We start from the raw sequence: 26401 nt of genomic DNA, 5'->3' as shown, positions 1-26401 counted from the left end.
TCTCGGCTTCGCTCGAGCGGGAGGGACCCCCGTCGTCCCCGGGGGCTGTGCCCCCGGACCCCCCTTTCGGCCCTGAACGGGCCTCGTCCTCGAACGCCGGACGGGCTGGGGGTGACCGCCTCGTCCTCAACCGCCGGACGGACTGGAAGTGCAGGCGTCGTGCTCGAACACCGGACGGGCTGGAAGGGCAGGCCTCGTGCTCGAACGCTGGGCGGGCTGGAAGGGCGTGGCAGGATCGGGGGCCCACCTCATACGTGTATGTGGAACAGGAGTGCGCGATGGCAGCGAAGCCGCCCAAGAGTGACCCGGTTCAGGACGCGCCGCAGGTCGCCGGGCCGAAGCACGCGGCCGCGGGGCTGCCGGCGATCGGGCACACCCTGCGGATGGCCCAGCAGCAGATGGGCGTGAAGCGGACGGCGCTGACGCTGCTCAGCGTGAACCAGAAGAACGGCTTCGACTGCCCGGGGTGCGCCTGGCCGGAGCCGGAACACCGGCACCGCGCGGAGTTCTGCGAGAACGGGGCGAAGGCCGTGGCCGAGGAGGCCACCCTGCGCCGGGTCACCCCGGAGTTCTTCGCCGCGCACCCGGTCGCCGACCTGTCCGGCCGCAGCGGCTACTGGCTGGGGCAGCAGGGCCGGCTGACGCACCCCATGTACCTGCCCGAGGGCGGCGAGCACTACGAGCCGGTCACCTGGGAGCGGGCCTTCGACATCGTCGCCGAGGAGATCGCCGCCCTCGGCTCCCCGGACGAGGCCGTCTTCTACACCTCCGGACGCACGAGCAACGAGGCCGCCTTCCTCTACCAGCTGTTCGCCCGCCGGCTCGGCACCAACAACCTGCCCGACTGCTCCAACATGTGCCACGAGTCGTCCGGCTCGGCCCTGTCGGAGACGATCGGCGTCGGCAAGGGCAGCGTCCTGCTGGAGGACCTGTACAAGGCCGACCTGATCATCGTCGCCGGCCAGAACCCCGGCACCAACCACCCGCGCATGCTGTCCGCCCTGGAGAAGGCCAAGGAGAACGGCGCGCGGATCATCAGCGTCAACCCGCTGCCGGAGGCCGGCCTGGAGCGCTTCAAGAACCCGCAGACCCCCAAGGGGCTCACCACCGGCGCCGCCCTGACCGACCTGTTCCTGCAGATCCGCATCGGCGGCGACCAGGCCCTGTTCCGCCTCCTCAACAAGCTGATCCTCGACACCCCCGGCGCGGTCGACGAGGAGTTCGTGCGCGAACACACGCACGGCTACGAGGAGTTCGCCGAGGCCGCGCGCGCCGCCGACTGGGACGAGACGCTCACCGCGACCGGCCTCACGCGCGGGGACATCGAGCGGTGCCTGCGGATGGTGCTCGAATCGAAGCGCACCATCGTGTGCTGGGCGATGGGGCTCACCCAGCACAAGCACTCCGTGCCCATGATCCGCGAGGTCGTCAACTTCCTCCTGCTGCGCGGCAACATCGGCCGCCCGGGGGCGGGCGTGTGCCCGGTGCGCGGTCACTCCAACGTGCAGGGCGACCGCACCATGGGCATCTTCGAGCGGCCCGCGCCCGCGTTCCTGGACGCCCTGGAGAAGGAGTTCGGCTTCGCGCCGCCGCGCGAGCACGGCTTCGACGTCGTACGGGCCATCCGCGCGCTGCGCGACGGCCGGGCGAAGGTCTTCTTCGCCATGGGCGGCAACTTCGTCTCCGCCTCCCCCGACACGGAGGTCACCGAGGCGGCGATGCGCCGGGCCCGGCTGACGGTGCACGTGTCGACGAAGCTGAACCGCTCGCACACCGTCACGGGCGCGCGTGCCCTGATCCTGCCGACGCTCGGCCGCACGGAGCGTGATCTGCAGGGCGGCGGGGAGCAGTTCGTGACGGTCGAGGACTCCATGGGCATGGTGCACGCCTCGCGCGGACGCCTCGAACCGGCGAGCGGGCAGTTGCTGTCCGAGCCGGCCATCGTGTGCCGGCTGGCCCGCCGCGTCCTCGGCGAGGACGACACGGTGCCGTGGGAGGAGTTCGAGAAGGACTACGCGACGATCCGCGACCGCATCGCGCGGGTGATCCCCGGCTTCGAGGACTTCAACGCGCGCGTGGCCCGCCCCGGGGGCTTCGCGCTCCCCCACGCCCCGCGCGACGAGCGCCGCTTCCCCACCGCCACCGGAAAGGCCAACTTCACCGCCGCGCCGGTGGAGTACCCCGAGCTGCCGAAGGGCCGGCTGCTGCTGCAGACGCTGCGCTCGCACGACCAGTACAACACCACGATCTACGGCCTGGACGACCGCTACCGGGGCATCAGGAACGGCCGCCGCGTGGTGCTGGTCAACCCCGAGGACGCGCGGGAGCTGCGGCTCGCGGACGGCGCTTACGTCGATCTGGTCGGCGAGTGGAAGGACGGGGTGGAGCGCAGGGCGCCCGGTTTCCGCGTCGTGCACTATCCGACGGCGCGGGGCTGCGCGGCGGCGTACTACCCGGAGACGAACGTCCTGGTGCCGCTGGACGCCACCGCGGACACCAGCAACACCCCGGCCAGCAAGTCCGTCGTGGTGCGTCTGGAACAATCGGCGACCGACTGAGCGTTCGCTCAGCAGACAGCCGTACCGACGCAGGACGAATGGAGCCGGGCCCATGGGAGAGCAGCAGCAGGTGAAGTTCCCGCAAGAGGTCATAGACGAGTACGCCGCGCTCGGCGTGGACCTGCCGGCGCTGTTCTCGGCGGGCCACCTGGGCACGCGGATGGGCGTGCAGATCCTGGAGGCGTCGGCGGAGCGGGTCGTCGGGACGATGCCGGTGGAGGGCAACACCCAGCCGTACGGGCTGCTGCACGGCGGCGCCTCGGCCGTGCTGGCCGAGACGCTGGGGTCGGTGGGGTCGATGCTGCACGGCGGCAGCTCCAGGATCGCCGTGGGTGTCGACCTCAACTGCACGCATCACCGCGGCGTCCGCTCCGGCCTGGTCACCGGGGTCGCCACACCGGTGCACCGGGGGCGGTCCACCGCGACGTACGAGATCGTCATCACCGACGAGGCGGACAAGCGGGTGTGCACCGCGCGGCTGACCTGTCTGCTGCGGGACGTCCGGCCCGGCGACGGGGAGCAGGCGGCGGGCTGACGGCCGCCCTGGTGCGGGGAGCGTCCGCCCCGCACCCCCGTCGCCCGCGGGGCGGCGGCCGCCCCGCGGTGCGGGCACGGGACGGCCGGGGGCCGCGCGGACGCGTCTCCCGGCGGCGCTCCCGACGGGCCTCGCGGTGACCGGCCGGGCACGTGCGGTTCCGGCCACGCGTCCGAGGGGCGGGCGGGCACCGTGTCCGGCAAGTGGACCGGCACCGCGCCGCCGTCACCCCGCGCCGCCTCCGGCGGGAAACCGTGCGCGCAGTCCGTCGGGGACCGGCCCGTGGAGCCCTCGACGGCGGCCACCGGTCCAGGGGCCGCCCGACGGACAGTACGACTCCCAGCGCGCGACCCCGGATGCCACGCACCCCCTCGGAAGCGTCAAAGCACCAGACTCAGACCGAATTTGACGGCTCGTCAGGTGTGCGCGGAGCGCACCGCCCGGTACCGCGGCGGTGGGCCGGCCGACGGATCGCGACAATGAGCCTGATTTCACCGGGTGGTTGAGGAAAAACCGCAGGCCAAAGCCTATGGGACGGCAATCCGGAACAATGGATTCAACGTCCGGCGCGGCGCGGAATCCAAGATTTCGGTGGCTATTACACAGAATTCGCCCTCCGCCCCATACCCCACACGGAGCCTTCCGTCACCCCCTCGGCGACGGAATGAGAGAAAGCGCCGGAAACGCCGGACCCCCTTTCCCGGACGTAACTCTGTGTAATACGCGCGCAATAAAGCCACCCGTCCCGCCCCCGTCGGCCACGGGGCGCACACCCCCTCCGCCGAGCCCCGCCGGCCGCCCCGGGCGACAATTTCGAGTCATCACCAAAACCCTCGATACACCTGAACACATCGCGCCGGGTCCTGCGGTTTCTCACCATCCGGACAGGGCAAAACGGCGAGAATTCCGCCGTTCCCCCCAGGCAGTACCGCTCTGCAATACGTCGTGTCATAACAAGAGAGTCACAGCCTTGGCCAGACCCTCCTCCACGTTCCCCCCACCCGCTTAGAGTCACCGCCAGTCACCGCGCCGCCCGATTGTCACGTCGGCCCAGCGCTCGACTCGGCCATTTCCATCGGGGAGCGGCCGTCAGGGGAAAGGACTGGATCGTGCGTCAACGTTCGCTCATCGCCCTCACCGCGGCACTCGCGGCGGGATCGCTCACCCTCACCGCATGCGGGTCGCGCGACGACGACAGCAACAACGGCAGTGGCGGCGGCGACAAGACCACTGTCGTGATCGGCATCGACGCCCCGCTGACCGGCGACCTGTCGGCCCTCGGCCTCGGCATGCGCAACTCCGCCGAACTCGCCGTGAAGACGGCCAACAAGAAGGAGTACGTCAAGGGAGTCGAGTTCGAGCTCGAGCCCCTCGACGACCAGGCGCAGCCCTCCGTCGGCCAGCAGAACGCCCAGAAGTTCATCAGCAACAAGGACGTCCTCGGCGTCGTCGGCCCGCTGAACTCCAGCGTCTCCCAGCAGATGCAGAAGCCGTTCAACGACGCCGGCCTGGTCCAGGTGTCCCCGGCCAACACCGGCACCGAGCTGACCCAGGGCGACGGCTGGAAGACCGGCGACTCCGTCCGCCAGTTCAAGACCTTCTTCCGCACCGCCACCACGGACGAGATCCAGGGTGCCTTCGCCGCCGAGTACCTCTACACCAAGGCCGGCAAGAAGAAGGTCTACCTGATCGACGACCAGAAGACCTACGGCGCGGGCCTGGCCGCCTCCTTCAAGACGAACTTCACCAAGCTCGGCGGCAAGATCGTCGGCAACGACCACATCAACCCCGACGACCGCGACTTCAACGCCGTCGTCGCCAAGATCAGGAAGACCGGCGCCGAGGCCCTCTACTACGGCGGCGAGTACCCGGCCGCCGCCCCGCTGAGCCAGCAGCTCAAGGACAGCGGCCAGAACATCCCGCTGATGGGCGGCGACGGCATCTACTCCGGCGAGTTCCCGAAGCTCAACAAGAAGGCCGAGGGTGACCTCGCCACCTCCGTGGGCAAGCCGGTCGAGCAGCTCCCCTCCGCCAAGGAGTTCATCGCGAACTACGAGGCCGAGGGCTTCGAGGACGCGTACGAGGCCTACGGCGGCCTCACCTACGACGCCACCTGGTCGATCATCGAGGCCATCAAGCTGGCCGTCGACGGCAACGACGGCGAGGTCCCGACCGACGCCCGCAAGGCCGTCCTGGACGCCATGAGCAAGGTCAAGTTCGACGGCGTCACCGGCACCGTCTCCTTCGACGAGTTCGGTGACACCACCAACACGCTGATGACCGCCTACAAGGTCAAGAACAACGCGTGGGCGCCCGAGTACAGCGCCTCGCCCAAGGTGGACTGAGCGAGGGGCCCGCACCGGAGGACACTCCCCCTCACACATTGACCCCAGGCCGCGCGGGAGCGCCCACCAGCGCTCCCGCGCGGCGCCATATCCGAACCACTCCACGGAGGCCCTGCGGTGAACGAACTGCCGCAACAGCTGGCCAATGGACTCATCCTCGGCGCGATGTACGGACTCATCGCGATCGGCTACACGATGGTCTACGGCATCGTCCAGCTCATCAACTTCGCCCACGGCGAGATCTTCATGGTCGGGGGCTTCGGGGCCCTCACCGTGTTCCTCATACTCCCCGACGGCTTCGCCCTCGGCGCCGCCATCCCGCTCATGATCCTCGGCGGCGTCATCGTCTCGGTCGCCTTCGCCACCGCCGCCGAACGCTTCGCCTACCGGCCCCTGCGCACCGCGCCACGGCTCGCACCACTGATCACCGCCATCGGCCTGTCCATCGTCCTCCAGCAGATCGTGTGGATGTGGTACCCCGAGGCCAAGAAGGACCGCTCCTTCCCGCAGTTCGACGGCGAGCCCATCGACGTCCTCGGCGCCACCGTCCAGCGCGGTGACCTCTTCGTCATCGTCGCCGCCCCGCTGTGCATGATCGCCCTCGGCCTCTTCGTGTCGAAGACCCGCTCCGGCCGCGGCATGCAGGCCACCGCCCAGGACCCCGACACCGCCAAGCTGATGGGCGTCAACACCGACCGCATCATCGTCATGGCCTTCGCCATCGGTGCCGCCTTCGCCGCGATCGCCGCCGTCGCCTACGGCCTCAAGAACGGCCAAGTCGGCTTCCGCATGGGCTTCCTGATGGGCCTCAAGGCCTTCACCGCCGCCGTCCTCGGCGGCATCGGCAATATCTACGGCGCCATGCTCGGCGGCATCGTCCTCGGCGTCGCCGAGGCCCTCGCCACCGGCTACATCGCCAACGTCCCCGGCATGGACCTCTTCGGCGGCGGCGCCTGGAAGGACGTATGGGCGTTCGCCCTGCTCATCCTCGTCCTGCTCTTCCGGCCACAAGGCCTGCTCGGCGAACGCGTCGCGGATCGGGCGTGATACCCATGACCACGAAGACTCCCACCACCGACACCGCCGCCAAGGCGGCCACCACCCCGGCCGGCCCGGTCGTCCCGCTGCCGCCCGCCGCGGCCCGCGCGATCACCACCGCCGGCTCCGCCGTCGCCCTCGCCGGCACCTTCCTCGCCTGGACCTGGACCGACGAGTTCCCCGGCAACCTCACCGTCACCGGCTACCCCGGCGGCCTGCAGGTCCTCACCCTCGTCGGCGCCCTCCTCACCCTGCTGTTCACCCTGTCCGGCTACGGCATCCGCGGACTGGGCTGGCTCACCCCCGGCGGCACCAACAGCCCCGTCCTGCTGAGCGCCCTCGGCGTCCTCGGCACCACCGGCTACGCCATGGGCGCCATCAGCCAGGAGCTCGGCGGCCTCGTCAACCTCGAACCCGGCGCCTGGGTCTCCGGCATCGGCGCCCTCGTCGCCGTCGTCGGCGCCCTCGGCCTCCCCGCCGACCAGCCGTACGACACCGACGAACCGCACCCGGGCCTGTGGGGCCGCGTCCGCCACTCCCTCACCGCCCCCGAGCCCGCCCGCGCGAAGGACCTGCCCTCCTGGGCGGAGATCCTCGTCATCGCCGCCGGCTTCGGCATCGGCCTGTACGTCTTCGCGTACGGCATCGGCACCGAGTACTCCGAACTGTTCGTCGGCTTCCTGATCATCGCCGCGTTCGGCTTCACCGCGGTCATCCGCGCGGGGCTCCTCAAGCGGCTCTCGGCACTCACCGCCAAGCACCGCAACGTCACCCTCGCGGCCGCGTTCGTCGCCGCGATCTGCTTCCCCTTCACCCAGAGCAACGACCAGTTCGCCCTCATCGGCGCGAACATCCTGATCTTCGCCACGGTCGCCCTGGGCCTCAACGTCGTCGTCGGCCTCGCCGGCCTCCTCGACCTCGGATACGTCGCCTTCCTCGGCGTCGGCGCCTACGCCGCCGCCCTGGTCTCCGGCTCCCCGCAGTCGAGCATCGGCGTGCACTTCCCGTTCTGGGCGGCCGTCCTCACCGGTGCCGTCGCCTCGCTCGTCTTCGGCGTGGTGATCGGCGCACCGACCCTGCGACTGCGCGGCGACTACCTCGCCATCGTGACGCTCGGCTTCGGTGAGATCTTCCGCATCACCATGAACAACCTCAACGGCAACAGCGGACCCGACGTCACCAACGGCTCCAACGGCATCCCGAACATCCCCGACCTGGAGATCTTCGGCTTCAACCTGGGGCTGCCGCACGACGTCCTCGGCCACGAGCTCACCCGCTCCGGCAACTACTACCTGCTGATGCTGCTGTTCACGGCCGTCGTCGTCCTGGTCTTCCGCCGCTCCGCGGAATCCCGCATCGGCCGCGCCTGGGTCGCCATCCGCGAGGACGAGACCGCCGCCACCGCCATGGGCATCAACGGCTTCCGCCTCAAGCTCCTCGCCTTCGCCCTCGGCGCCTGCCTGGCCGGCCTCGCCGGCACCGTGCAGGCCCACGTGTCCTACAGCGTCACCCCCGAGCAGTACCAGTTCGCCGGCTCCGTGCCGCCGAACTCGGCCTTCCTGCTCGCCGCCGTGATCCTCGGCGGCATGGGCACCATCAGCGGCCCCCTCATCGGCGCCGCACTGCTCTACCTGATCCCGGCCAAGCTCCAGTTCATGGCGGAGTACCAGCTGCTCCTCTTCGGCGTCGCGCTCATGCTCCTCATGCGCTTCCGCCCCGAAGGACTGGTCGCCGACCGCAGGAAGCAGCTCGAGTTCCACGACACCGGACAGCTCGACGTACCGGACGACAAGCCGCTCCCCGACGGCGCGACCGGCGTCGCGAAGGCAGGGGCGTGACCGCCATGACCACCACCGCACCCACCACCACGACCGTCCTCGACGCCACCGACGTCACCATGCGCTTCGGCGGCCTCACCGCCGTGCGCTCCGTCGACCTCACCGTCAACAGCGGCGAGATCGTCGGCCTCATCGGACCCAACGGCGCCGGCAAGACCACCTTCTTCAACTGCCTCACCGGCCTGTACGTCCCCACCGAGGGCAAGGTCTCCTACAAGGGCGCCGTCCTGCCGCCCAAGCCGCACCTGGTCACCCAGGCCGGCATCGCGCGCACCTTCCAGAACATCCGGCTCTTCGCCAACATGACCGTCCTGGAGAACGTGCTCGTCGGCCGGCACACCCGCACCAAGGAGGGCCTCTGGTCCGCCCTGCTGCGACTGCCCGGCTTCAAGAAGGCCGAAGCGGCCTCCCGCGAACGGGCCATGGAACTCCTGGAGTTCACCGGCCTCGCCGCCAAGGCCGACCACCTCGCCCGCAACCTGCCCTACGGCGAACAGCGCAAGCTCGAGATCGCCCGGGCCCTCGCCAGCGAACCCGGCCTGCTCCTCCTCGACGAGCCCACCGCGGGCATGAACCCGCAGGAGACCCGCGCCGCCGAGGAGCTCATCTTCGCCATCCGCGACCAGGGCATCGCCGTCCTGGTCATCGAGCACGACATCCGGTTCATCATGAACCTCTGCGACCGGGTCGCCGTCCTCGTCCAGGGCGAGAAGATCGTCGAAGGACCCGCCGAAGTGGTCCAGGCCGACGAACGCGTCATCGCCGCCTACCTCGGCACCCCCTTCGAAGGCGCCCCCGGCCAGGAGGAAGCCGCCGAGGTCGAAGCCGCCGAGGCGCACAGCACCACAGAAGGGGACGACAAGTGACCGCACTGCTGGAGGTCGAGGACCTCAGGGTCGCCTACGGCAAGATCGAGGCCGTCAAGGGCATCTCGTTCAAGGTCGAAGCGGGCGAGGTCGTCACCCTCATCGGCACCAACGGCGCCGGCAAGACCACCACGCTCCGGACCCTGTCCGGGCTGCTCCAACCGGTCTCCGGCCAGATCAGGTTCGACGGCCGGTCGCTGAAGAAGATCCCGGCACACAAGATCGTGTCCCTGGGGCTCGCCCACTCCCCCGAGGGCCGGCACATCTTCCCCCGCATGACCATCGAGGACAACCTCCGCCTCGGCGCCTACCTCCGCAACGACAAGGAAGGCATCGAGAAGGACATCAAACGCGCCTACGACCTCTTCCCCATCCTCGGGGAACGCCACAAGCAGGCCGCGGGCACCCTCTCCGGCGGCGAGCAGCAGATGCTCGCCATGGGCAGGGCACTGATGTCCCAGCCCAAACTGCTCATGCTCGACGAACCCTCCATGGGCCTCTCGCCGATCATGATGCAGAAGATCATGGCGACCATCGCCGAACTCAAGTCCCAGGGCACCACCATCCTGCTCATCGAGCAGAACGCCCAGGCCGCACTCTCCCTCGCGGACCACGCCCACGTCATGGAGGTCGGCAAGATCGTCCTCTCCGGCACCGGGCAGGACCTCCTCCACGACGAGTCCGTCCGCAAGGCCTACCTCGGCGAGGACTGAGCGGTACGACGAGGCCCGCGCCCCCTGCCGAGCAGGGAGCGCGGGCCTCTCGCCGTCCGCCGGGACCTAGCCCTTCGACGCCTTCTTCTCCTCGGCGTCGTCGATGACCGCCTGCGCCACCTGCTGCATCGACATCCGCCGGTCCATCGACGTCTTCTGGATCCACCGGAACGCCGCCGGCTCGCTCAACCCGTACTGCGTCTGCAGCACCGACTTCGCCCGGTCCACCAGCTTCCGCGTCTCCAGCCGCAGACTCAGGTCCGCGACCTCGCGCTCCAGCTCCTTCAGCTCCGTGAACCGCGACACCGCCATCTCGATCGCGGGCACCACGTCACTCTTGCTGAACGGCTTCACCAGATACGCCATCGCACCCGCGTCCCGCGCCCGCTCCACCAGGTCGCGCTGCGAGAACGCGGTCAGCATCAGCACCGGGGCGATGCTCTCCTCCGCGATCTTCTCCGCCGCGGAGATGCCGTCCAGCTTCGGCATCTTCACATCGAGGATCACCAGATCGGGCCGGTGCTCGCGCGCCAGCTCCACGGCCTGCTCACCGTCACCGGCCTCACCGACGACGGAGTACCCCTCCTCCTCCAGCATCTCCTTGAGATCGAGCCGGATCAGGGCCTCGTCCTCGGCGATCACGACACGGGTCGTCATCGGAGGCACGTGCGACTTGTCGTCGTCGGGCACGTCTGCGGGCTGGGGCGACTCGGGGGCGCTCACGTGGGCTCCTTGGTGCGGGGCAGGCCGGTACTGCTGACAAGAGCGTACCCAGCTGCGATAAGGTGGGGGCACGGCGGGTGACCGTCGACCTTCGTTTTGTAGGGCGCCCCGGTAGCCCAGCGGTAGAGGCAATGGTCTCAAACACCATCCAGCGTCGGTTCGAATCCGACCCGGGGTACTTTTCCTTAATATCCAAGGTCACCATTTGAGAGCGGATGTCCACCTTTCCGGTGAACATCCGCTTTGTGCCGCCAGCCTGCGTGCACGCCGACGCCCGGTCACTTCGGGCTGTCGTCCTCGCCGATGTGGTGGACCCGGACCAGGTTGGTCGAGCCTGAGACCCCCGGAGGGGAGCCGGCCGTGATGACGACCGTGTCGCCCTTCTCGCAGCGGGCGTACTCCAGGAGCAGCTCGTCGACCTGGGCGACCATCGCGTCCGTCGTGTTCACGTGGGGGCCGAGGAAGGTCTCCACGCCCCAGGTGAGGCTGAGCTGGGAGCGGGTGGCGGGGTCGGGGGTGAAGGCGAGGAGGGGGATGGGGCTGCGGTAGCGGGAGAGACGGCGGGCGGTGTCGCCGGACTGGGTGAAGGCGACGAGGAACCTGGCGCCGAGGAAGTCGCCCATCTCCGCCGCCGCGCGGGCCACCGCGCCGCCCTGGGTGCGGGGCTTGTTGCGTTCGGTGAGGGGCGAAAGGCCCTTGGCGAGGATGTCCTCCTCGGCTGCTTCCACGATGCGGGCCATGGTGCGGACCGTCTCGACGGCGTGCTTGCCGACGCTGGTCTCCCCGGAGAGCATGACGGCGTCGGTGCCGTCGATGACGGCGTTGGCGACGTCGGAGGCCTCCGCGCGGGTGGGGCGGGCGTTGTCGATCATCGAGTCGAGCATCTGGGTGGCGACGATGACCGGCTTGGCGTTGCGCTTGGCGAGCTTGATGGCGCGCTTCTGGACGATGGGCACCTGTTCGAGGGGCATTTCGACGCCGAGGTCGCCGCGGGCGACCATGATGCCGTCGAAGGCGGCGACGATGTCGTCGATGTTCTCGACGGCCTGGGGTTTCTCGACCTTGGCGATGACGGGGAGGCGGCGGCCCTCCTCGTCCATGACGCGGTGGACGTCCTTGATGTCGCGTCCGCTGCGGACGAAGGACAGGGCGATGACGTCGAAGCCGGTGCGCAGCGCCCAGCGCAGGTCGTCCTCGTCCTTCTTGGAGAGGGCGGGGACGGAGACGGCGACGCCGGGGAGGTTGAGGCCCTTGTGGTCGGAGACCATGCCGCCTTCGAGGACGGTGGTGTGGACGCGGGGACCGTCGACGGCGGTGACTTCGAGGGTGACCTTGCCGTCGTCGACGAGGATGCGTTCGCCGGTGGTGACGTCGGCGGCGAGGCCGGCGTAGGTGGTGCCGCAGGTGCGGCCGTCGCCTTCGACCCCTTCCTCGACGGTGATGGTGAAGGTGTCGCCGCGTTCGAGGAGTACGGGGCCTTCGGTGAAGCGGCCGAGGCGGATTTTCGGGCCTTGAAGGTCGGCGAGGAGGCCGACGCTGCGGCCGGTTTCGTCGGCGGCCTTCCGCACCCGTCGGTAGCGCTCCTCGTGCTCGGCGTGTTCGCCGTGGCTGAGGTTGAATCGGGCGACGTCCATTCCGGCGTCGACCAGGGCTTTGATCTGGTCGTACGTGTCGGTCGCAGGACCCAGTGTGCAGACGATTTTCGCTCGGCGCATGTTTCGAGCCTAGGGCTTACCCGCCGGTAGTGATTCGGTGGCGCATGACGACTCAACGGACGCTGGATGAAGGGTTGTTGACAAGGGTTGAAGTGTGCGCCCGGCTGCTCCGACGAGCGTTCGAATGCCGGTTCTACAGACGGGGCGGCTGGAGTGTGAAGCGGGCGCTGACCTCGGCGTGGACGTGCTGCCGCTGGGGTTCGAGGTCGAGGGGCGGGGCGTCCTCGGTGGCCGCGGCGAACGCCATGGCGCGGGGCCGGGCGAAGGGTTCGGGCTCCGTTCGGGTGTCGGTGAGTTCGATGAGGGCGACGAGGGTGGTGCCGAGCGCCTCGGCGTATTCGCGGGCGCGCCGGACGGCGTCGTGGACCGCTTGCTGCCGTGCTTCGCGGTGGACGGGGGAATCCGGGCGGAGGGTCCACCAGGGGCCGTCGACACGGGTGAGGTCGAGGTCGGCCAGACGGGTGACGAGTGCGCCCAGGGTGGTGAAGTCGCCCAGTCCGGCGGTGAGGCGGACGGTGCCGCGGTGGGCGCGGACGCGTTCGCCGCGGCCGTGGGCGGTGAGTTCCGGGGTGACGGTGAGGGTGCCGGTCTCGAGGTGCTCGACGGCGTCGCCGCAGGACTTGAGCAGGTCGAGGGCGGCCGTGTTGCGGCGGGTGAGGTCGTCGAGGGTGGCGCGCCGGTCACGGCCGCGCGCGGTGAGCGTGACGGCGATGTGGGCGAGGTCGGGGGCGGTTTCGAGGTGGGCCTCGCCGCGGACGGCGAGATGGGGTGCGCCGGGGGTGCCGTACGGGTGAGGGGTGGTCATGCGCCCCACTGTGTCACCGGTCGTGCGGGTGCGGGGCGGTCGCCGGACACCGGATCGCAACCTGGGGGGTCTGTTCCGCGCGGGCGTGTTCAGGTCAGAATCGTCGGGCGAAATCTACGCGCGTTGTTCGTCGTTGTCCGAGGAGAGCCTGACATGCCGTTGAACCGCCGGAAGTTTCTGAAGAGGTCCGCCGTGACCGGGGCGGGGGTGGCGCTGGCGGGTACGGCGGCGGTCCCCTCGGCCGAGGCCGCCGGGGCCGCCGGGGCGGGGCGGGGGAAGAAGCCGGTGAAGCGGTACGCGCTGACCGTGATGGGCACGACCGATCTGCACGGTCACGTCTTCAACTGGGACTACTTCAAGGACGCGGAGTACACGGACGCGGCCGGCAACGCGCAGGGCCTGGCCCGGGTGTCGACGCTGGTGGACCAGGTCCGCGAGGAGAAGGGCCGGCGCAACACGCTGCTGCTGGACGCGGGCGACACCATCCAGGGCACCCCGCTGACGTACTACTTCGCGAAGGTGGACCCGATCACCGCCGAGGGCGGTCCGGTGCATCCGATGGCGCAGGCGATGAACGCCATCGGGTACGACGCGGTGGCGCTCGGCAACCACGAGTTCAACTACGGCATCGAGACGCTGCGGAAGTTCGAGGAGCAGTGCGACTTCCCGCTGCTGGGCGCCAACGCGCTGGACGCGAAGACGCTGAAGCCGGCCTTCCCCCCGTACTTCATGAAGAAGTTCCACGTGAAGGGCGCCCCGCCGGTGAAGGTGGCGGTGCTGGGGCTGACCAATCCCGGTATCGCGATCTGGGACAAGGCGTACGTGCAGGGGAAGCTGACGTTCCCGGGCCTGGAGGAGCAGGCGGCGAAGTGGGTGCCGAAGCTGCGGTCGATGGGCGCGGACGTGGTGGTGGTGTCGGCGCACTCGGGGTCGTCGGGCACGTCGTCGTACGGTGACCAGCTGCCGTACGTGGAGAACGCGGCGGCGAACGTGGCGCGGCGGGTGCCGGGGATCGACGCGATCCTGGTCGGGCACGCGCACCAGGAGATCGCGGAGCTGCGGGTCGTCAACGAGGAGACCGGCAGGGAGGTCGTGCTGTCGGAGCCGCTGTGCTACGCGGAGCGGCTGACGCTGTTCGACTTCGAGCTGGCCTTCGAGCGGGGCCGGTGGCGGGTGGAGTCGGTGAAGGCGTCGCTGCGGAACGCGGCGGAGGTCCAGGACGACCCGGCGATCACCAAGCTGCTGGCGGACGAGCACGCCGTGGTCGTGGCGTACGTCAACCAGGTGGTGGGCACGGCGACGGAGACCCTGACCACGGCGGAGGCGCGCTACAAGGACGCGCCGATCATCGACCTGATCGCCAAGGTGCAGGAGGACGTGGTGCGGGCGGCCCTCGCGGGCACCGAGTACGCGTCGCTGCCGGTGCTGTCGCAGGCCTCGCCGTTCTCGCGGACGTCCCAGATCCCGGCGGGCGAGGTGACGATCCGGGACCTGTCGAGCCTGTACGTGTACGACAACACGCTGGTCGCGAAGCTGATGACGGGCGCGCAGGTGCGGGCGTACCTGGAGTACTCGGCGGAGTACTTCGCGCGGACGGCGGCGGGCGCCCCGGTGGACGTGGCGAAGCTGACGAACGCGGGCAACCGCCCGGACTACAACTACGACTACGTCTCGGGGCTCACCTACGACATCGACATCGCGCAGCCGGCGGGTTCGCGCATCCGGAACCTGGCCCACGACGGTGTCCCGCTGGACGACGCGCGGCAGTTCGTGTTCGCGGTGAACAACTACCGCGCCAACGGCGGCGGCGCGTTCCCGCACGTGGCGTCGGCGAAGGAGCTGTGGGCGGAGTCGACGGAGATCCGGACCCGGATCGCCGAATGGGTGACGGCGAAGGGCGTGCTGGACCCGAAGGACTTCGCGTCCGTCGACTGGAGGCTGACGCGGGACGGTACGCCGGTGTTCTGACCGTCTCCCGGTCCGTACGGGTGTCAGGTCCCGTCCGCCAGTGGGGTGAGCCGTGCGGCTCGCCGGGCGGGCGGGACCTGTCGCGTCGGGGGGTGGAGGCCGAACGTGGTGAAGGCGGTGCGGGCGGGCAGCGGGTAGGTCTCCCGTCCGGTGAGGTGGTTGAGGATGGTGGCGCTGCGCCAGGCGGCGAGGCCGAGGTCGGGTGTTCCCACGCCGTGGGTGTGGAGTTCGGCGTTCTGTACGTACACGCCGCCGGTGACGGCGGGGTCGAGGACCAGCCGGTGGTGCTCGTCGACGCGGGGGCGGCCGGCGCGGTCGCGGCGCAGGTGGGCGCCGAGGGGGGCGAGGAGGGCGTCGAGGGGGCGCTCGCGGTGGCCGGTGGCGAGGACGACGGCGTCGGTGGTGAGGCGGGTGCGGGTGCCCTGCCGGGTGTGTTCCAGGTGGAGTTCGATGCCGGCGGCGCCGGTGCGGGCGGCGGCGTGGACGCGGACGGCGGGGGTGAGGACGGCGTCGGGCCAGCCGCCGTGCAGGGTGCGCCGGTAGAGCTCGTCGTGGACGGCGGCGATGGTGGCGGCGTCGATGCCCTTGTGGAGCTGCCACTGCGCGGGGACGAGCCGGTCGCGGACGGGTTCGGGCAGGGCGTGGAAGTAGCGGGTGTGGTCGGGGGTGAAGTGCTCCAGGCCGAGCTTGGAGTACTCCATGGGGGCGAAGGCCTCGGTGCGGCCCAGCCAGTGCAGCCGTTCCCGGCCGGGGGGCCGCCGGCGGAGCAGGTCGAGGAAGACCTCGGCGCCGGACTGGCCGGTGCCGACGACGGTGACGTGGCCGGCGGCGAGCAGGGCGTCGCGGTGGGCGAGGTAGTCCTCGGCGTGCACGACGGGCAGGGCGGGGTCGTCGGCGAGGGGTCTGAGCGGTTCGGGCACCCAGGGCTCGGTGCCCACGCCGAGGACGACGTTCCGGGTGCGGACGCGGCCGGTGGAGGCGGCGTTCCCGTCGGCGTCTAGGCGGGTGAGGCGGACGTCGAAGAGGCCGTGTCCGGGGTCCCAGTGGACGGTGTCGACGCGGTGGCCGAAGTGGAGCGCGGGGAGCCGGCCGGCGACCCAGCGGCAGTAGGCGTCGTACTCGGTGCGGCGGATGTGGAAGTGCTCGGCGAAGTAGAAGGGGTAGAGGCGCTCGCGGTCCCTGAGGTGGTTGAGGAAGGTCCAGGGGCTGGTGGGGTCGGCGAGGGTGACGAGGTCGGCGAGGAAGGGGACCTGGACGGTGGCGTCGTCGAGGAGCAGTCCGGGGTGCCAGGTGAAGCGGGGGCGCTGGTCGTAGAAGGCGGTGCGCAGCGCGGTGAGGGGGTGGGCGAGGGCGGCGAGGGAGAGGTTGAAGGGGCCGATGCCGATGCCGACGAGGTCGTGGGGTGCGTCGGGGGGCGTGGGGGTCATCGGGGTCCTTCCGCGTGGGCCCGGTGGACGGGGGCGGGCAGGCCCGCGAGGCCGCCGGGGCGGGTGGCGGGGCCCCAGCTTGTACGCGCGGGAGGACGCCACGCCCGGAAGGCCCGGGAACCAGACCCGAAAGGGGGTACGTCCGGAATGGTGAGGTGTGTTCGGGGCGCCTCCCCGCCCTTCGCCGGGGGGAGTCTCCCGAGGCGCGGGGCCGCCGCGCCTACCGGCCGTCCGGCGCGGCACCGCCCGCCGTCCGCTGACGGGGCGTGGCTCGGCGCACGGCGGTGATGGCCTTGTCCGCGGCCGTGCGCAGTGCGGTGTCGTCCCGGTCGGTGCCGGCCCAGGCGACGTGCCCGTCGGGGCGGATCAGGGCGGCGCGCACCCCGGCCCAGGCGTCCGGGGGCCCCTCCAGCGTCCCGGTGCGGACGGCGAGCCCGCGCGGCACGCGGTCACCGAGGGCGCGGTCGGCCGTGAGGTCGAGCAGGAGGTGGGCGTCCGGGGGCAGCAGGGTGAACAGGGTGTCGTCCGTGCCGGTGAAGGCGAGGTCGGCGGCCCGGGTTCCGGTGAGCGGGTGGGCCGTCGGGTCGGGGCCGGGGAAGGCGACCGCGAGGGCGGTGAGCCGTTCGGCCAGCGCGCGGTTGAACTCGGGTCGCGTGGCGATCAGTTCGCTCAGTACGGCGCGCAGGTCGAGGCCCTCGGGCGTGAAGGCGGTCATCAGGGCGGTCTGGGCGCGGCTGTGTGTCGTCAACTGGACGCCGACCGGGTGGCGTTCGTCGTGGTAGGTGTCCAGCAGGCCGTCCGGGGCCCAGCCGTTCAGCGTCGCGGCCAGCTTCCAGCCGAGGTTGTGCGCGTCCTGGATACCGACGTTCATACCGACTCCCCCCGCGGGGAAGTGCTGGTGGGCGGCGTCGCCCGCGAGCAGGACGCGTCCGCGCCGGTACGCGGCGGCCAGCCGGGTGGCGTTGCCGAAGCGGGAGAGCCACGAGGCGTCGCGCATGCCGAAGTCGTCCCCGGTGACGGCGAGGGTCCTCTCCCGCAGTTCGTCCAGGGTGAGGTCGCCGGGCCGCCCGGTGGTGAGGCTGTCGGGGCTGACGCCGACGACGCGGAACCGGTCGCCGGGCAGCGGCGCGACCATCACCCCGCCGCGGAGCGTGAAGGCGCTGAAGCCGGGCCGCGGCGGGCGGTCCAGGGTGACGTCGCCGAGCCAGCCGAGGACGGTCGACGGCGTGCCGGGGAAGTCGATGCCGGCGGTGGTGCGCACGGTGCTGCGGGTGCCGTCGCAGCCGACGACGTACGAGGCCCGGATCTCGTACGGCCCCTCGGGGCCCGTCACCCGTACGGTCACCGCGTCCGCGTGCTCGGTGAACCCGGTGAGGCGGTGTCCCCGCACGATCCGCGCGCCCAGGCCCAGCGCGCGCTCCTGGAGCAGTTCCTCGGTACGGGCCTGGGGCAGGGCGAGGGTGTACGGGAACGGGGTGTCCAGTGCCCGGAAGTCGAGCCGGTCGTCGAGCATCGCGAAGTGGCCGCCCGGGATCGGCAGGCCCTCGGCGAGGAACGGCCGGTGCGCCCCGCGTGAGGCCAGCACCTCGATGGTGCGCGGGTGGACGGTGAGTGCCTTGGAGCGTCCGTCGATCCCGGTGCGTTCCTCGACGACGGTCACGGAGATCCCGCCCAGCCGCAGTTCGGCGGCGAGCCAGAGCCCGACGGGGCCCCCTCCGGCGATGACCACCTGCTGCTGTTCCATGAACCCACCCCTTCTTGGTCAGTGACCAACTCCTTGGGGTCGCAGTAAACTAGGTCAATGACCAATAGGCAAGCGGGTGGCCGGCTCGACCCGGGCACCGTGATCCGTGCCGCGCTGGGCCTCCTGGACGAGAAGGGCCTCGACGCGCTGTCCACGCGTGCGGTCGCCGACCGGCTCGGCGTACGGATGAACACCGTGCTGTGGCACGTGAAGACCAAGGCCCGGATGCTGGAACTGATGGCGGACGCCGTGCTGGGCGAGATCCCGCTGGACGGGCTGCCGGCCGCACCGGACGAGCGCGCCCGCGAACTGCTCCGCCGCTACCGCCGCGCCCTGCTCGCCCACCGCGACGGCGCCGCGCTCGTCGTCGGCACCTATGCCGCCGAACCGCACACCCTGCGTTTCGCCGACACCCTGGTCGGCGCGCTCCTGGAGGGCGGCCGGGACGAGCGCGAGGCCGCCTGGACCTCGTGGACGGCCGTCTACTTCACCCTCGGTCTCGCCCAGGAGGAACAGGCGGCCGGGCACCGGGCGCCGGACGCCGCTCTGGCGGACGCGGTCTCGGAGACGGCCCACCCCGCCCTCCACCGCGTGCTCGGCCATCTCGCCCCGGGCGCCTTCGACGAGCGCTTCGAGCACGGCCTGGCCGCGGTCCTCGCCCGGCGGTGAGCGGTGACCGGCGCGCGCGGGGCCCGGTCCGCGTGGACCGGGCCCCGCGCGTCCGGCTACGCCTCCCGCACGCGCAGCGCGCGGGCCAGGTCGTCGAGCTGGTCGACGAGCTTGCGGCGCAGGGCGGGGATCGGGTCGGCCTTGCGCAGGCACTTCTGGCCGAGCTTCAGGGTCTCGGCGTCGACGGCGTGGGCGGGGAAGGCCCAGCGGCCGGCGGCCTCGGCGATGGCGGGGCCGCGGCGGGCGGCGACGGCGACGGCGTCCTTGAAGTAGCGGGACACGTAGGGCCGTACGAGGTCGGCCTGTTCGGGCTGCCAGAAGCCCTGGGCGGTGGCGGTGAACAGGTAGTTCGACAGGTCGGTCCGGTCGTCGGAGCCGAACATGGCCTCCCAGGCGCGGGCCTTGGCGTCCTCGTCGGGCAGGGCGGCGCGGCAGCGGGCGGCGCCCTCCTGGCCGGTGGCGCTGGGGTCGCGCCGCAGCTCCTCGGCGATGACGGCCTCGTCGACGGCGCCGAGCACGGCGAGCCGGGCGAGGACGCGCCAGCGCAGTTCGGGGTCGAGTTCGGGGCCGCCGGGGACGGTGCCGTCGGCGAGCCAGGCGGCGATGGTGTCGGGGTGGGCGGCCACGTCGATGAACTGGCGTACGGCGGTGAGGCGCAGGCCGGGGTGGTCGCCGTCCTCGGTGCGGCGGATGAGGTCGCGGCACAGGTGGGTGAGGGTGGTGAGGGCGGCGGGCCGCCGGTCGGGGACGGAGTAGCGGTCGGCGATGTGGACGGAGGCGAAGGCGAGGACGCCTTGGACGAGGGCGAGGTCGGTCTCCTCGGACAGGTGGGCGGCGGCCGTCGCCAGGTAGTCGGCGGTGCCGAGTTCGCCGTCGCGGACCATGTCGCGCAGGGAGTTCCACACGACGGCGCGGGTGAGCGCGTCGGGGATGCCGGACAGGCCGCGCAGGACGGTCTCCAGGGAGGTGTCGTCGAGGCGGATCTTGGCGTACGTCAGGTCCAGGTCGTTGGGGACGACGAGGGCGGGGTGGGTGCCGGTGCGCGGCTCGGGGGCGGCGTCCGGGGGCACGTCGGTCTCGTAGCGTTCGCGCAGGAGGAGGCGGCGGCCGTCGTGGAGGTCTCGGTCGTACACGCCGACGGTGACGCGGTGGGGGCGTTCGCCGTCGCGGTCCAGGGAGAGGTCCCACTGGCCGGGGCGGGAGTCGACGGACGCGGTGAGCGTGTCGACGCCGGTGGTGCGCAGCCAGGCGTCGGCCCAGGCGTGGACGTCGCGCTCGGTGGCGGCGGCGAGGGAGTCGATGAAGTCGGCGAGGCCGGCGTTGCCGAACCGGTGCCGCCGGAAGTGGATGTTGATGCCGGCGAGGAAGTCCTTCTCGCCGAGCCAGGCGACGAGCTGGCGCAGGGCGGAGGCGCCCTTGGCGTAGGAGATGCCGTCGAAGTTGAGCAGGGCCGAGGCGGTGTCCTGGACGTTCTCGGGCGCCACGGGGTGGGTGGAGGGGCGCTGGTCGGCGTCGTAGCCCCAGGGCTTGCGGGTGACGCCGAAGTCGGTCCAGGTGTCGGTGAAGCGGGTCGCCTCGGTGAGGGTCTGGTATCCCATGTACTCGGCGAAGGACTCGTTGAGCCAGATGTCGTCCCACCACGTGAGGGTGACGAGGTCGCCGAACCACATGTGGGCCATCTCGTGGGCGATCACCATGGCGCGGGTCTGGCGCTCGGTGTCGGTGACGGCGGAGCGGTAGACGAACTCGTCGCGGAAGGTGACCAGTCCGGGGTTCTCCATGGCTCCCGCGTTGAACTCGGGCACGAAGGCCTGGTCGTAGGAGTCGAAGGGGTAGGGCTCCTCGAACTTCTCGTGGTAGCGGTCGAAGCAGGCGCGGGTGATGTCGAGGAGCTCGTCGGCGTCCGCGTCCAGGTGGGGGGCGAGCGAGCGGCGGCAGTGGATGCCGAAGGGCAGTCCGCGGTGCTCGGTGCGCACGGAGTGCCAGGGTCCGGCGGCGACGGCGACGAGGTAGGTGGAGATCAGCGGGGTGGGCGCGGCCCGCCACACGCCCTCGCCGGTGTGCTCGGTGATGCCGTTGGCGAGGACGGTCCAGCCCTCGGGAGCGGTGACGGTCAGCTCGAAGACGGCCTTGAGGTCGGGCTGGTCGAAGGCGGCGAAGACGCGCTGCACGTCGTCCAGGAACAGCTGGGTGTAGACGTAGGTCTCGCCGTCGGTGGGGTCGGTGAAGCGGTGCATGCCCTCGCCGGTGCGGGAGTAGCGCATGCTCGCGTCGACGCGCAGTTCGTGTTCGCCGGCGGTGAGGTTCTTCAGCGGCAGCCGGTTGCCGTCGAGGGTCTCGGCGTCCAGGGGCTGTCCGTCGAGGGTGACGGAGCGCAGCTCGGCGGGCTTGACCTCGACGAAGGTGTCCGCGTCCGTACGGGCGCTGAACCTGATCAGGGTGCGGGAGTCGAACGTCTCGTCACCGGTGGTCAGATCGAGTTCGATCGTGTAGCGGTGGACGTCGAGGAGCTGTGCTCGGTTCTGCGCTTCGTCGCGCGTCAGTACGGACATGCAGGCCATGCTGCCCGATGCGGTCGCCGAACCACAGGGGCGGATCGGGTACGCGCCCTATGTCCGGTCTGGTTCGAGCTCCCCGGTGTGCGCCCCTGCGGGCCCTCCGGGCGGCACGTGCGCGTGCGGGTGGGGCAGGGCGGGGTGTCCGGGGGTGCCGGGGTGTCCGGGGGTGCCGGTGCGTTCCCCGAGCCGGGCGCGCAGGGCGCGGATCTCGCGTTCCAGGGCGAGCCGGCGCTGGTGCGTGTCGTAGAGGTGACGGATCTTGGTGCGCAGCGCCCAGGGGTCGACCGGTGGGGTGACGAGGTCGGCCACGCCGAGGGCGTACGCGGCGGCGCCGAGCTGCGGGTCGCGGGCGAAACCGGTGAGCAGGACGACGGGGATGAGCCGGGTCTGTTCCAGGCGACGCATGTGGCGCACGACGTCGAGTCCGCCGGTGCCGGGCTGCCGGACGTCGAGGAGCAGCAGTCCGACGTTCCCGCGCAGCAGCTGTTTGAGGGCCTCGTCGCCGCTGGTGGCCCGGCCCAGCAGGGGGCCCAGCGGGGCCAGGGCGCTCTCCAGGGCGTACAGGGTGTCCTCGTGGTCGTCGACGATGAGGATGCGGGCGTTCGGCGGCATGCGCGTGTCCCTCCTCGCAAGGGACCGGACGACTGTCCGGGTGCCGGCGGGGGTGCTCGCCGGCCGACAAGGAGTGCACGGCGCAGCATGCTCCGCGCGGGCGGCCGTGTCACTCCCCCGGGGAGGACGTCGTGACGTGGTTCGCCGAGGGCGTGGCACCGTTCAGGGCGTCCTCGGCGATGCGCTCGTGGTGGCGGATCACCTCCGCGATGATGAAGTTCAGGAACTTCTCCGCGAAGGCCGGGTCGAGTTTGGCGTTCTCGGCGAGGGCGCGCAGCCGGGCGATCTGGCGGGCCTCCCGGCCCGGGTCGGCGGGCGGCAGCTGGTGGGCGGCCTTGAGACGGCCGACCTGCTGGGTCGCCTTGAAGCGTTCGGCGAGCATGTGGACGACGGCCGCGTCGATGTTGTCGATGCTGTCGCGCAGCCGGGCGAGCTCCTCGCGGACGGCGGGGTCGGCGTCACCGGTGGTGGTGTTGCTGGTGGTCATGGTGGGTCACCTTACGGGGCGGGCACGGGGCGGGCCGTACAGTGGAACCGGGTTCAGGGCGTCCGGGGGTGAGACGTGGCGAACGGCGGACCGGTCGAGCACGGTTACCCGCATCTGGAGACGGTGCGGGCGGCCGTCACCGCGCTGTACCGGCGTCTTTCGTACGACACGGTCCGCACGTTCTCGGTGAGCGTGGCGCCGGCCGACGTGGCGTTCTGCGACACGGACGATCTTCATCTGGGGGCGCAGCGGGTGGCCCGCGAGCTGGTGCGGCACTACCGGCTGCCGGACGCGCGGCTGATCGTCGGATTCCGTGAGATGACGCATGCGGCGAACGTGGAGCTGGCGTCCGGGCCGGAGTACTTCGTCGAGCTGAACGACCGGTTCCGGACGCATCGGCGGGACATCGGGGCGGCCCTGGCGCACGAGGTGGCGCATGTGTACCTGCACCGGCTGGACCTGTCGTTCCCGGGGACGCGGGAGAACGAGATCCTGACGGACACGACGGCGACGTACCTGGGTGCGGGGTGGCTGCTGCTGGACGCGTTCCGGGAGGACGGGGCGTCGTCGCAGAAGCTGGGGTACCTCACCCCGGAGGAGTTCGGGTACGTGCTGGCGAAGCGGTCGCTGGTGTTCGGGGAGGACCCGTCGGTGTGGTTCACCAGCGCGCAGGCGTACACGGCGTACACGAAGGGGCTGGCGGTGGCCCGCCGGGACGCGGAGCAGCCGCCGCTGACGGGAGCCGGCTGGGCCGGACGGCGGCGGTACGCGCGGGAGCGGCGCCATGCGGAGGACCATCGCGTGTCCGCGGGGCGGCCGGAGGTCCCGTACAGCTTCACTCCGGCCGAGCACGGCTCCCTGCGGGTGTCGTTTCCCTGTCCCACGTGTCATCAGCGGATCCGTGTGCCGGTGCGGGGGCGCGTGCGCGCGCGGTGCGGCCTGTGCCGGACGGTGCTGGAATGTGACACCTAGCGTCGTCGGGTGCGGGTGCGTCGTGGCTGGTCGCGCCCACGCGGCGGAGCCGCAGGCCGGCACCGCCCCGCGCCCCTGAAGGGGCGCGGGGCGCTCACCCCACGATTCCCTGTGCTCGTGCTGCCGCCAGCCACTGGGGGAACTCGCCCACCAGTCGGTCGTACAGGTCCGCGTCCGAGACCTCGCCCGGGTTCTCGCCCGCGTGGAAGAAGCCCGCGTTGTCGACGGCCCGCTTGGCCGGAACCGCCAGTTCGTCCAGTTTGCGCAGGTAGTCGAACTGCTTGCTGTTCGGATCGCCGAAGCCGATGAACTGCCAGAACAAGGGCAGGCGGGCGGCCTTGCAGAGGTACTTCTCCGCGGCGAGTTTGTTGATGGGGCCGCCGTCGGTCTGGAAGACCACCAGGGCGGGGGCCGTGGAGCCGCTGTCCAGGTAGTGGTCGATGACCGCGTCCATCGCCAGGTGGTAGCTGGTCTTGCCCATGTGGCCGAGGCCGGACACGATCCGTTCGATGCGGCCCCGGTGGTCGGCGAGGGCGATGCCGGTGACGGCGTCGACGTCGGTGGAGAAGAAGACGACCGGCACGGTGCCGTCGTCGTCGAGGTGCGCCGACAGGCTCAGCACCCGGTCGGCGAGCGCCTGCACGCTGCCGTCCTTGTAGTACGGCTTCATCGAGCCGGAGTAGTCGACCACCAGGTAGACCGCGGCGCGCAGCCCGTCCAGTCCGTGCTTGGCGAGGGACACCCCGGCGGTCTTGTAGAGGCTGACCAGCCCGGGCGCCGTCTCCTCGATCTTGCGCAGACTGATCGCGGCCATACGACTCCCCCTCGGTCATGGAACTGGCCCCGAGGGTACGGCACGATCACCCCACCCCTCACTCCGTTCACAGGTGTTCGATATTTTGTTCGCCGCCGTCCCCACCGGCTCACTTCCGTCCCGTCCCTCCCGAGGAGCCGGCCCGTGGATTCCGAGTCCGCCGTCACCACCTGCTACCGCCACCCCAAGGTGGAGTGCCACGTCCGCTGCGTCCGCTGCGAGCGGCACATCTGCCCGGACTGCATGCGCGAGGCGGCCGTGGGCCACCAGTGCCCCGAGTGCGTCAGGGAGGGCGCGCGGTCGGTACGGCAGGCCCGCACGCTGGTGGGCGGCCGGGTCTCGGCGGTGCCCGTGGTGACGTACGTGCTGATCGCCCTCAACGTGCTGGTGTACCTGGCGGAGCTGGCGCTGCCGGAGACCGTGGACCGGTTCGCGATGGTGGGCGCGGGGCTGCTCGGACCGGACGGCGAGCACTACCTGTGGATCGACCCGTACCCCGCGGGCTTCAGTCCGGAGGGGCTGGTGGACGGGGAGTGGTACCGGCTGCTGACCGGTGCGTTCCTGCATCTGCCGCCCACCGAGGGCACGTTCGGGATCTTCCACGTCGTGATGAACATGGTGGCGCTGTGGAACCTGGGCCGGCTCGTCGAGCCGATGCTGGGCCGGGTGCACTACCTCGCCCTGTACCTGCTGTCGGCGCTCGGCGGTTCGGTACTGGTGCTGCTGATCGCGCCCGGGGACGCCGTGGTCGGCGCGTCCGGCGCGATCTTCGGGGTGGGGGCCGCGTACTACGTGATGGCCCGGCGCGTCGGGGCCGACATGAGCCAGGTCAACCGGTTCATGGCGGGGCTGCTGCTGTGGCTGGTGGTCTCCGCGCTCGTCACGTCCTGGGAGGGGCACCTCGGCGGGCTGCTGGCGGGCGGCGCGGTGGCGGTGGCGTTCGCGTACGCTCCCAGGGACGGGCGGCGGACGGTGGTGCAGGTGGGCGCGTGCGTGGCGCTGGCGGTGGTGCTGGCGGGGGCGGCGGCGGTCAAGGTGTCCGAACTGACGGGTGGAGGTGTCCCCCAGTGAAACGTGCCGGTGCGCTGCTCCTCGCGGCCGTTCCCGTGATCGCCACGGGGGTGTACTTCGTCCTGCCGACGGACTCGGCGGACGCCCCGGCGGCCGCGCCGCCCGCGGCCACCGCCCGGTCGGCCCGTGAGGACGCCAAGGACCGGGCCGAGGAGGAGCGGGCGGAGGACGACGCGGTCATCGCCGGTCTGCCGGCCGGGCTGGCCGCCCCCGCGAAGAAGGAGCTGGCCCAGCGGCTGGTGGCGAGCGCCGAGCACTCGACCACCGACTGGCGCACCACCTACGGCTCCATCGAGGACCAGGACGACGGCTGCGGGTACACGGCGGGCATCATCGGCTTCTGCACCGGCACCCACGATCTGCTCATGCTGGTGGAGAGCTACACCGAGGACCACCCGGACAACGGGCTGGCGTCCTATCTGCCCGCCCTGCGCGAGGTCGACGGCTCGGACTCCCACGAGGGCCTGGACCCCGGCTTCCCCGCCGCGTGGGAGGCGGAGGCGAAGGTGCCCGCCTTCCGCGCGGCGCAGGAGGCGGAGCGCGACCGCGTCTACTTCGAGCCGGCGGTGCGGCTCGCCAAGCTGGACGGCCTGGGCACGCTGGGCCAGTTCGTCTACTTCGACGCGATGGTCTTCCACGGCCCCGACCTCGACCCGGACGGCTTCTACGGCCTGCGCGAGCGCACGCTGAAGCAGGCGAAGACGCCCGCCGCGGGCGGTTCCGAGGAGAAGTACCTGAACGCCTTCCTCGACATCCGCCGCGAGGCCATGCTGACCCGGTACCCGGACCAGGACACCTCCCGCGTCGACACGGCCCAGCGCCGGTTCCTGGCGGCGGGGAACCTGGGGCTGGACACCCCGCTGGTGTGGGAGATGTACGGGGAGCACCACAGGCTTCCCTGAGCATGCGGAGGCGCCTGCCCAGTCGTCCGGTCGGGGACTGG

General features: G+C 71.2%; 21 protein-coding genes and 1 tRNA gene. 13 read left to right on the top strand and 9 right to left on the bottom strand.

Annotated features, from left to right (window positions below; translation table 11 throughout):
* The first annotated feature begins 278 nt into the window (after nucleotides 1–278).
* From AB0A94_RS14850 to AB0A94_RS14820, 7 genes are all read left to right on the top strand, one after another.
* Nucleotides 279–2558, top strand: coding sequence for an FdhF/YdeP family oxidoreductase (locus AB0A94_RS14850; RefSeq protein ID WP_361744133.1), 2280 nt, complete (start codon nucleotides 279–281; stop codon nucleotides 2556–2558).
* A 52-nt stretch (nucleotides 2559–2610) separates the two neighbouring features.
* The gene (locus tag AB0A94_RS14845) at nucleotides 2611–3093 is read left to right on the top strand and encodes a hotdog fold thioesterase (protein ID WP_217136417.1); all 483 of its coding nucleotides are present in this window, start codon (nucleotides 2611–2613) and stop codon (nucleotides 3091–3093) included.
* 1109 nt (nucleotides 3094–4202) lie between these two features.
* On the top strand, nucleotides 4203–5438 hold the full coding sequence (locus AB0A94_RS14840) for a branched-chain amino acid ABC transporter substrate-binding protein (protein ID WP_361744129.1): 1236 nt from the start codon (nucleotides 4203–4205) through the stop codon (nucleotides 5436–5438).
* 117 nt (nucleotides 5439–5555) lie between these two features.
* Nucleotides 5556–6485 carry a branched-chain amino acid ABC transporter permease gene (locus AB0A94_RS14835; RefSeq protein ID WP_361744126.1) on the top strand — a complete coding sequence of 310 codons (930 nt, stop codon included), beginning with the start codon at nucleotides 5556–5558 and terminating at the stop codon, nucleotides 6483–6485.
* A 5-nt stretch (nucleotides 6486–6490) separates the two neighbouring features.
* Entirely contained in the window at nucleotides 6491–8314 is a 1824-nt protein-coding gene (locus AB0A94_RS14830) for a branched-chain amino acid ABC transporter permease (RefSeq protein ID WP_361744123.1), read from the top strand.
* A 5-nt stretch (nucleotides 8315–8319) separates the two neighbouring features.
* The gene (locus tag AB0A94_RS14825; RefSeq protein ID WP_361744120.1) at nucleotides 8320–9180 is read left to right on the top strand and encodes an ABC transporter ATP-binding protein; all 861 of its coding nucleotides are present in this window, start codon (nucleotides 8320–8322) and stop codon (nucleotides 9178–9180) included.
* The gene (locus AB0A94_RS14820) at nucleotides 9177–9893 is read left to right on the top strand and encodes an ABC transporter ATP-binding protein (RefSeq protein ID WP_361744117.1); all 717 of its coding nucleotides are present in this window, start codon (nucleotides 9177–9179) and stop codon (nucleotides 9891–9893) included. Before AB0A94_RS14825 ends, AB0A94_RS14820 begins: the two co-directional genes overlap by 4 nt.
* Nucleotides 9894–9959: 66 nt before the next feature.
* Here AB0A94_RS14820 and AB0A94_RS14815 read toward each other — a convergent pair whose 3' ends face one another.
* The gene (locus tag AB0A94_RS14815; protein ID WP_361744114.1) at nucleotides 9960–10616 is read right to left on the bottom strand and encodes a response regulator; all 657 of its coding nucleotides are present in this window, start codon (nucleotides 10614–10616) and stop codon (nucleotides 9960–9962) included.
* A 105-nt stretch (nucleotides 10617–10721) separates the two neighbouring features.
* Between AB0A94_RS14815 and AB0A94_RS14810 the strand changes: the two genes are divergently transcribed.
* Nucleotides 10722–10794: transfer RNA gene (locus AB0A94_RS14810), tRNA-Leu, on the top strand.
* 100 nt (nucleotides 10795–10894) lie between these two features.
* On the opposite strand, the gene pyk is transcribed toward AB0A94_RS14810, so the two are convergent.
* On the bottom strand, nucleotides 10895–12331 hold the full coding sequence (pyk, locus tag AB0A94_RS14805) for a pyruvate kinase (RefSeq protein ID WP_361744111.1): 1437 nt from the start codon (nucleotides 12329–12331) through the stop codon (nucleotides 10895–10897).
* Nucleotides 12332–12464: 133 nt separating this feature from the next.
* Nucleotides 12465–13136: an SIMPL domain-containing protein gene (locus AB0A94_RS14800; protein WP_361744108.1), complete on the bottom strand. Its 672-nt coding sequence runs from the start codon at nucleotides 13134–13136 to the stop codon at nucleotides 12465–12467.
* A gap of 153 nt (nucleotides 13137–13289) precedes the next feature.
* On the opposite strand from AB0A94_RS14800, the gene AB0A94_RS14795 reads away from it, so the two are divergent.
* Nucleotides 13290–15104 carry a 5'-nucleotidase C-terminal domain-containing protein gene (locus AB0A94_RS14795; RefSeq protein WP_361744105.1) on the top strand — a complete coding sequence of 605 codons (1815 nt, stop codon included), beginning with the start codon at nucleotides 13290–13292 and terminating at the stop codon, nucleotides 15102–15104.
* Nucleotides 15105–15127: 23 nt separating this feature from the next.
* Here AB0A94_RS14795 and AB0A94_RS14790 read toward each other — a convergent pair whose 3' ends face one another.
* Nucleotides 15128–16531: a SidA/IucD/PvdA family monooxygenase gene (locus AB0A94_RS14790; protein ID WP_361744102.1), complete on the bottom strand. Its 1404-nt coding sequence runs from the start codon at nucleotides 16529–16531 to the stop codon at nucleotides 15128–15130.
* A 220-nt stretch (nucleotides 16532–16751) separates the two neighbouring features.
* On the bottom strand, nucleotides 16752–18275 hold the full coding sequence (locus tag AB0A94_RS14785; protein ID WP_361744099.1) for an FAD-dependent monooxygenase: 1524 nt from the start codon (nucleotides 18273–18275) through the stop codon (nucleotides 16752–16754).
* Nucleotides 18276–18332: 57 nt separating this feature from the next.
* On the opposite strand from AB0A94_RS14785, the gene AB0A94_RS14780 reads away from it, so the two are divergent.
* A complete protein-coding gene (locus tag AB0A94_RS14780) occupies nucleotides 18333–18944 on the top strand; it encodes a TetR/AcrR family transcriptional regulator C-terminal domain-containing protein (RefSeq protein ID WP_361744097.1) in 612 nt (203 codons plus the stop codon).
* Between the two features lie 56 nt (nucleotides 18945–19000).
* On the opposite strand, the gene pepN is transcribed toward AB0A94_RS14780, so the two are convergent.
* From pepN to AB0A94_RS14765, 3 genes are all read right to left on the bottom strand, one after another.
* Nucleotides 19001–21505: an aminopeptidase N gene (gene pepN, locus AB0A94_RS14775; protein WP_361744094.1), complete on the bottom strand. Its 2505-nt coding sequence runs from the start codon at nucleotides 21503–21505 to the stop codon at nucleotides 19001–19003.
* 48 nt (nucleotides 21506–21553) lie between these two features.
* Complete coding sequence (locus AB0A94_RS14770) at nucleotides 21554–22114, bottom strand: response regulator (RefSeq protein ID WP_361744091.1); 561 nt, start codon at nucleotides 22112–22114, stop codon at nucleotides 21554–21556.
* A 109-nt stretch (nucleotides 22115–22223) separates the two neighbouring features.
* Complete coding sequence (locus tag AB0A94_RS14765) at nucleotides 22224–22601, bottom strand: chorismate mutase (RefSeq protein WP_361744088.1); 378 nt, start codon at nucleotides 22599–22601, stop codon at nucleotides 22224–22226.
* 75 nt (nucleotides 22602–22676) lie between these two features.
* Here AB0A94_RS14765 and AB0A94_RS14760 point away from each other — a divergent pair, with 75 nt between their 5' ends.
* A complete protein-coding gene (locus AB0A94_RS14760) occupies nucleotides 22677–23573 on the top strand; it encodes a hypothetical protein (protein ID WP_361744085.1) in 897 nt (298 codons plus the stop codon).
* 94 nt (nucleotides 23574–23667) lie between these two features.
* Here AB0A94_RS14760 and AB0A94_RS14755 read toward each other — a convergent pair whose 3' ends face one another.
* Nucleotides 23668–24387, bottom strand: a complete 720-nt coding sequence (locus AB0A94_RS14755) for a VWA domain-containing protein (RefSeq protein ID WP_361744082.1) — start codon at nucleotides 24385–24387, stop codon at nucleotides 23668–23670.
* A gap of 144 nt (nucleotides 24388–24531) precedes the next feature.
* Here AB0A94_RS14755 and AB0A94_RS14750 point away from each other — a divergent pair, with 144 nt between their 5' ends.
* Both AB0A94_RS14750 and AB0A94_RS14745 read left to right on the top strand, forming a co-directional pair.
* Nucleotides 24532–25458, top strand: coding sequence for a rhomboid family intramembrane serine protease (locus tag AB0A94_RS14750; RefSeq protein WP_361744079.1), 927 nt, complete (start codon nucleotides 24532–24534; stop codon nucleotides 25456–25458).
* On the top strand, nucleotides 25455–26360 hold the full coding sequence (locus AB0A94_RS14745) for a chitosanase (protein WP_361744077.1): 906 nt from the start codon (nucleotides 25455–25457) through the stop codon (nucleotides 26358–26360). Before AB0A94_RS14750 ends, AB0A94_RS14745 begins: the two co-directional genes overlap by 4 nt.
* Nucleotides 26361–26401 lie beyond the last annotated feature (41 nt).

This window comes from Streptomyces sp. NPDC044984 (assembly GCF_040646935.1).
Taxonomy (GTDB): domain Bacteria; phylum Actinomycetota; class Actinomycetes; order Streptomycetales; family Streptomycetaceae; genus Streptomyces.
This window is presented reverse-complemented; position numbering and strand designations above follow the sequence as displayed.

What these genes read in the sequence shown, in the direction of transcription:
- AB0A94_RS14850 (WP_361744133.1), top strand. Translation starts at nt 279, where the DNA reads ATGGCAGCGAAGCCGCCCAAGAGTGACCCGGTTCAGGACGCGCCGCAG.
- AB0A94_RS14845 (WP_217136417.1), top strand. Translation starts at nt 2,611, where the DNA reads ATGGGAGAGCAGCAGCAGGTGAAGTTCCCGCAAGAGGTCATAGACGAG.
- AB0A94_RS14830 (WP_361744123.1), top strand. Translation starts at nt 6,491, where the DNA reads ATGACCACGAAGACTCCCACCACCGACACCGCCGCCAAGGCGGCCACC.
- AB0A94_RS14825 (WP_361744120.1), top strand. Translation starts at nt 8,320, where the DNA reads ATGACCACCACCGCACCCACCACCACGACCGTCCTCGACGCCACCGAC.
- pyk (WP_361744111.1), bottom strand. Translation starts at nt 12,331, where the DNA reads ATGCGCCGAGCGAAAATCGTCTGCACACTGGGTCCTGCGACCGACACG.
- AB0A94_RS14800 (WP_361744108.1), bottom strand. Translation starts at nt 13,136, where the DNA reads ATGACCACCCCTCACCCGTACGGCACCCCCGGCGCACCCCATCTCGCC.
- AB0A94_RS14795 (WP_361744105.1), top strand. Translation starts at nt 13,290, where the DNA reads ATGCCGTTGAACCGCCGGAAGTTTCTGAAGAGGTCCGCCGTGACCGGG.
- AB0A94_RS14790 (WP_361744102.1), bottom strand. Translation starts at nt 16,531, where the DNA reads ATGACCCCCACGCCCCCCGACGCACCCCACGACCTCGTCGGCATCGGC.
- AB0A94_RS14785 (WP_361744099.1), bottom strand. Translation starts at nt 18,275, where the DNA reads ATGGAACAGCAGCAGGTGGTCATCGCCGGAGGGGGCCCCGTCGGGCTC.
- AB0A94_RS14780 (WP_361744097.1), top strand. Translation starts at nt 18,333, where the DNA reads ATGACCAATAGGCAAGCGGGTGGCCGGCTCGACCCGGGCACCGTGATC.
- pepN (WP_361744094.1), bottom strand. Translation starts at nt 21,505, where the DNA reads ATGGCCTGCATGTCCGTACTGACGCGCGACGAAGCGCAGAACCGAGCA.
- AB0A94_RS14770 (WP_361744091.1), bottom strand. Translation starts at nt 22,114, where the DNA reads ATGCCGCCGAACGCCCGCATCCTCATCGTCGACGACCACGAGGACACC.
- AB0A94_RS14765 (WP_361744088.1), bottom strand. Translation starts at nt 22,601, where the DNA reads ATGACCACCAGCAACACCACCACCGGTGACGCCGACCCCGCCGTCCGC.
- AB0A94_RS14755 (WP_361744082.1), bottom strand. Translation starts at nt 24,387, where the DNA reads ATGGCCGCGATCAGTCTGCGCAAGATCGAGGAGACGGCGCCCGGGCTG.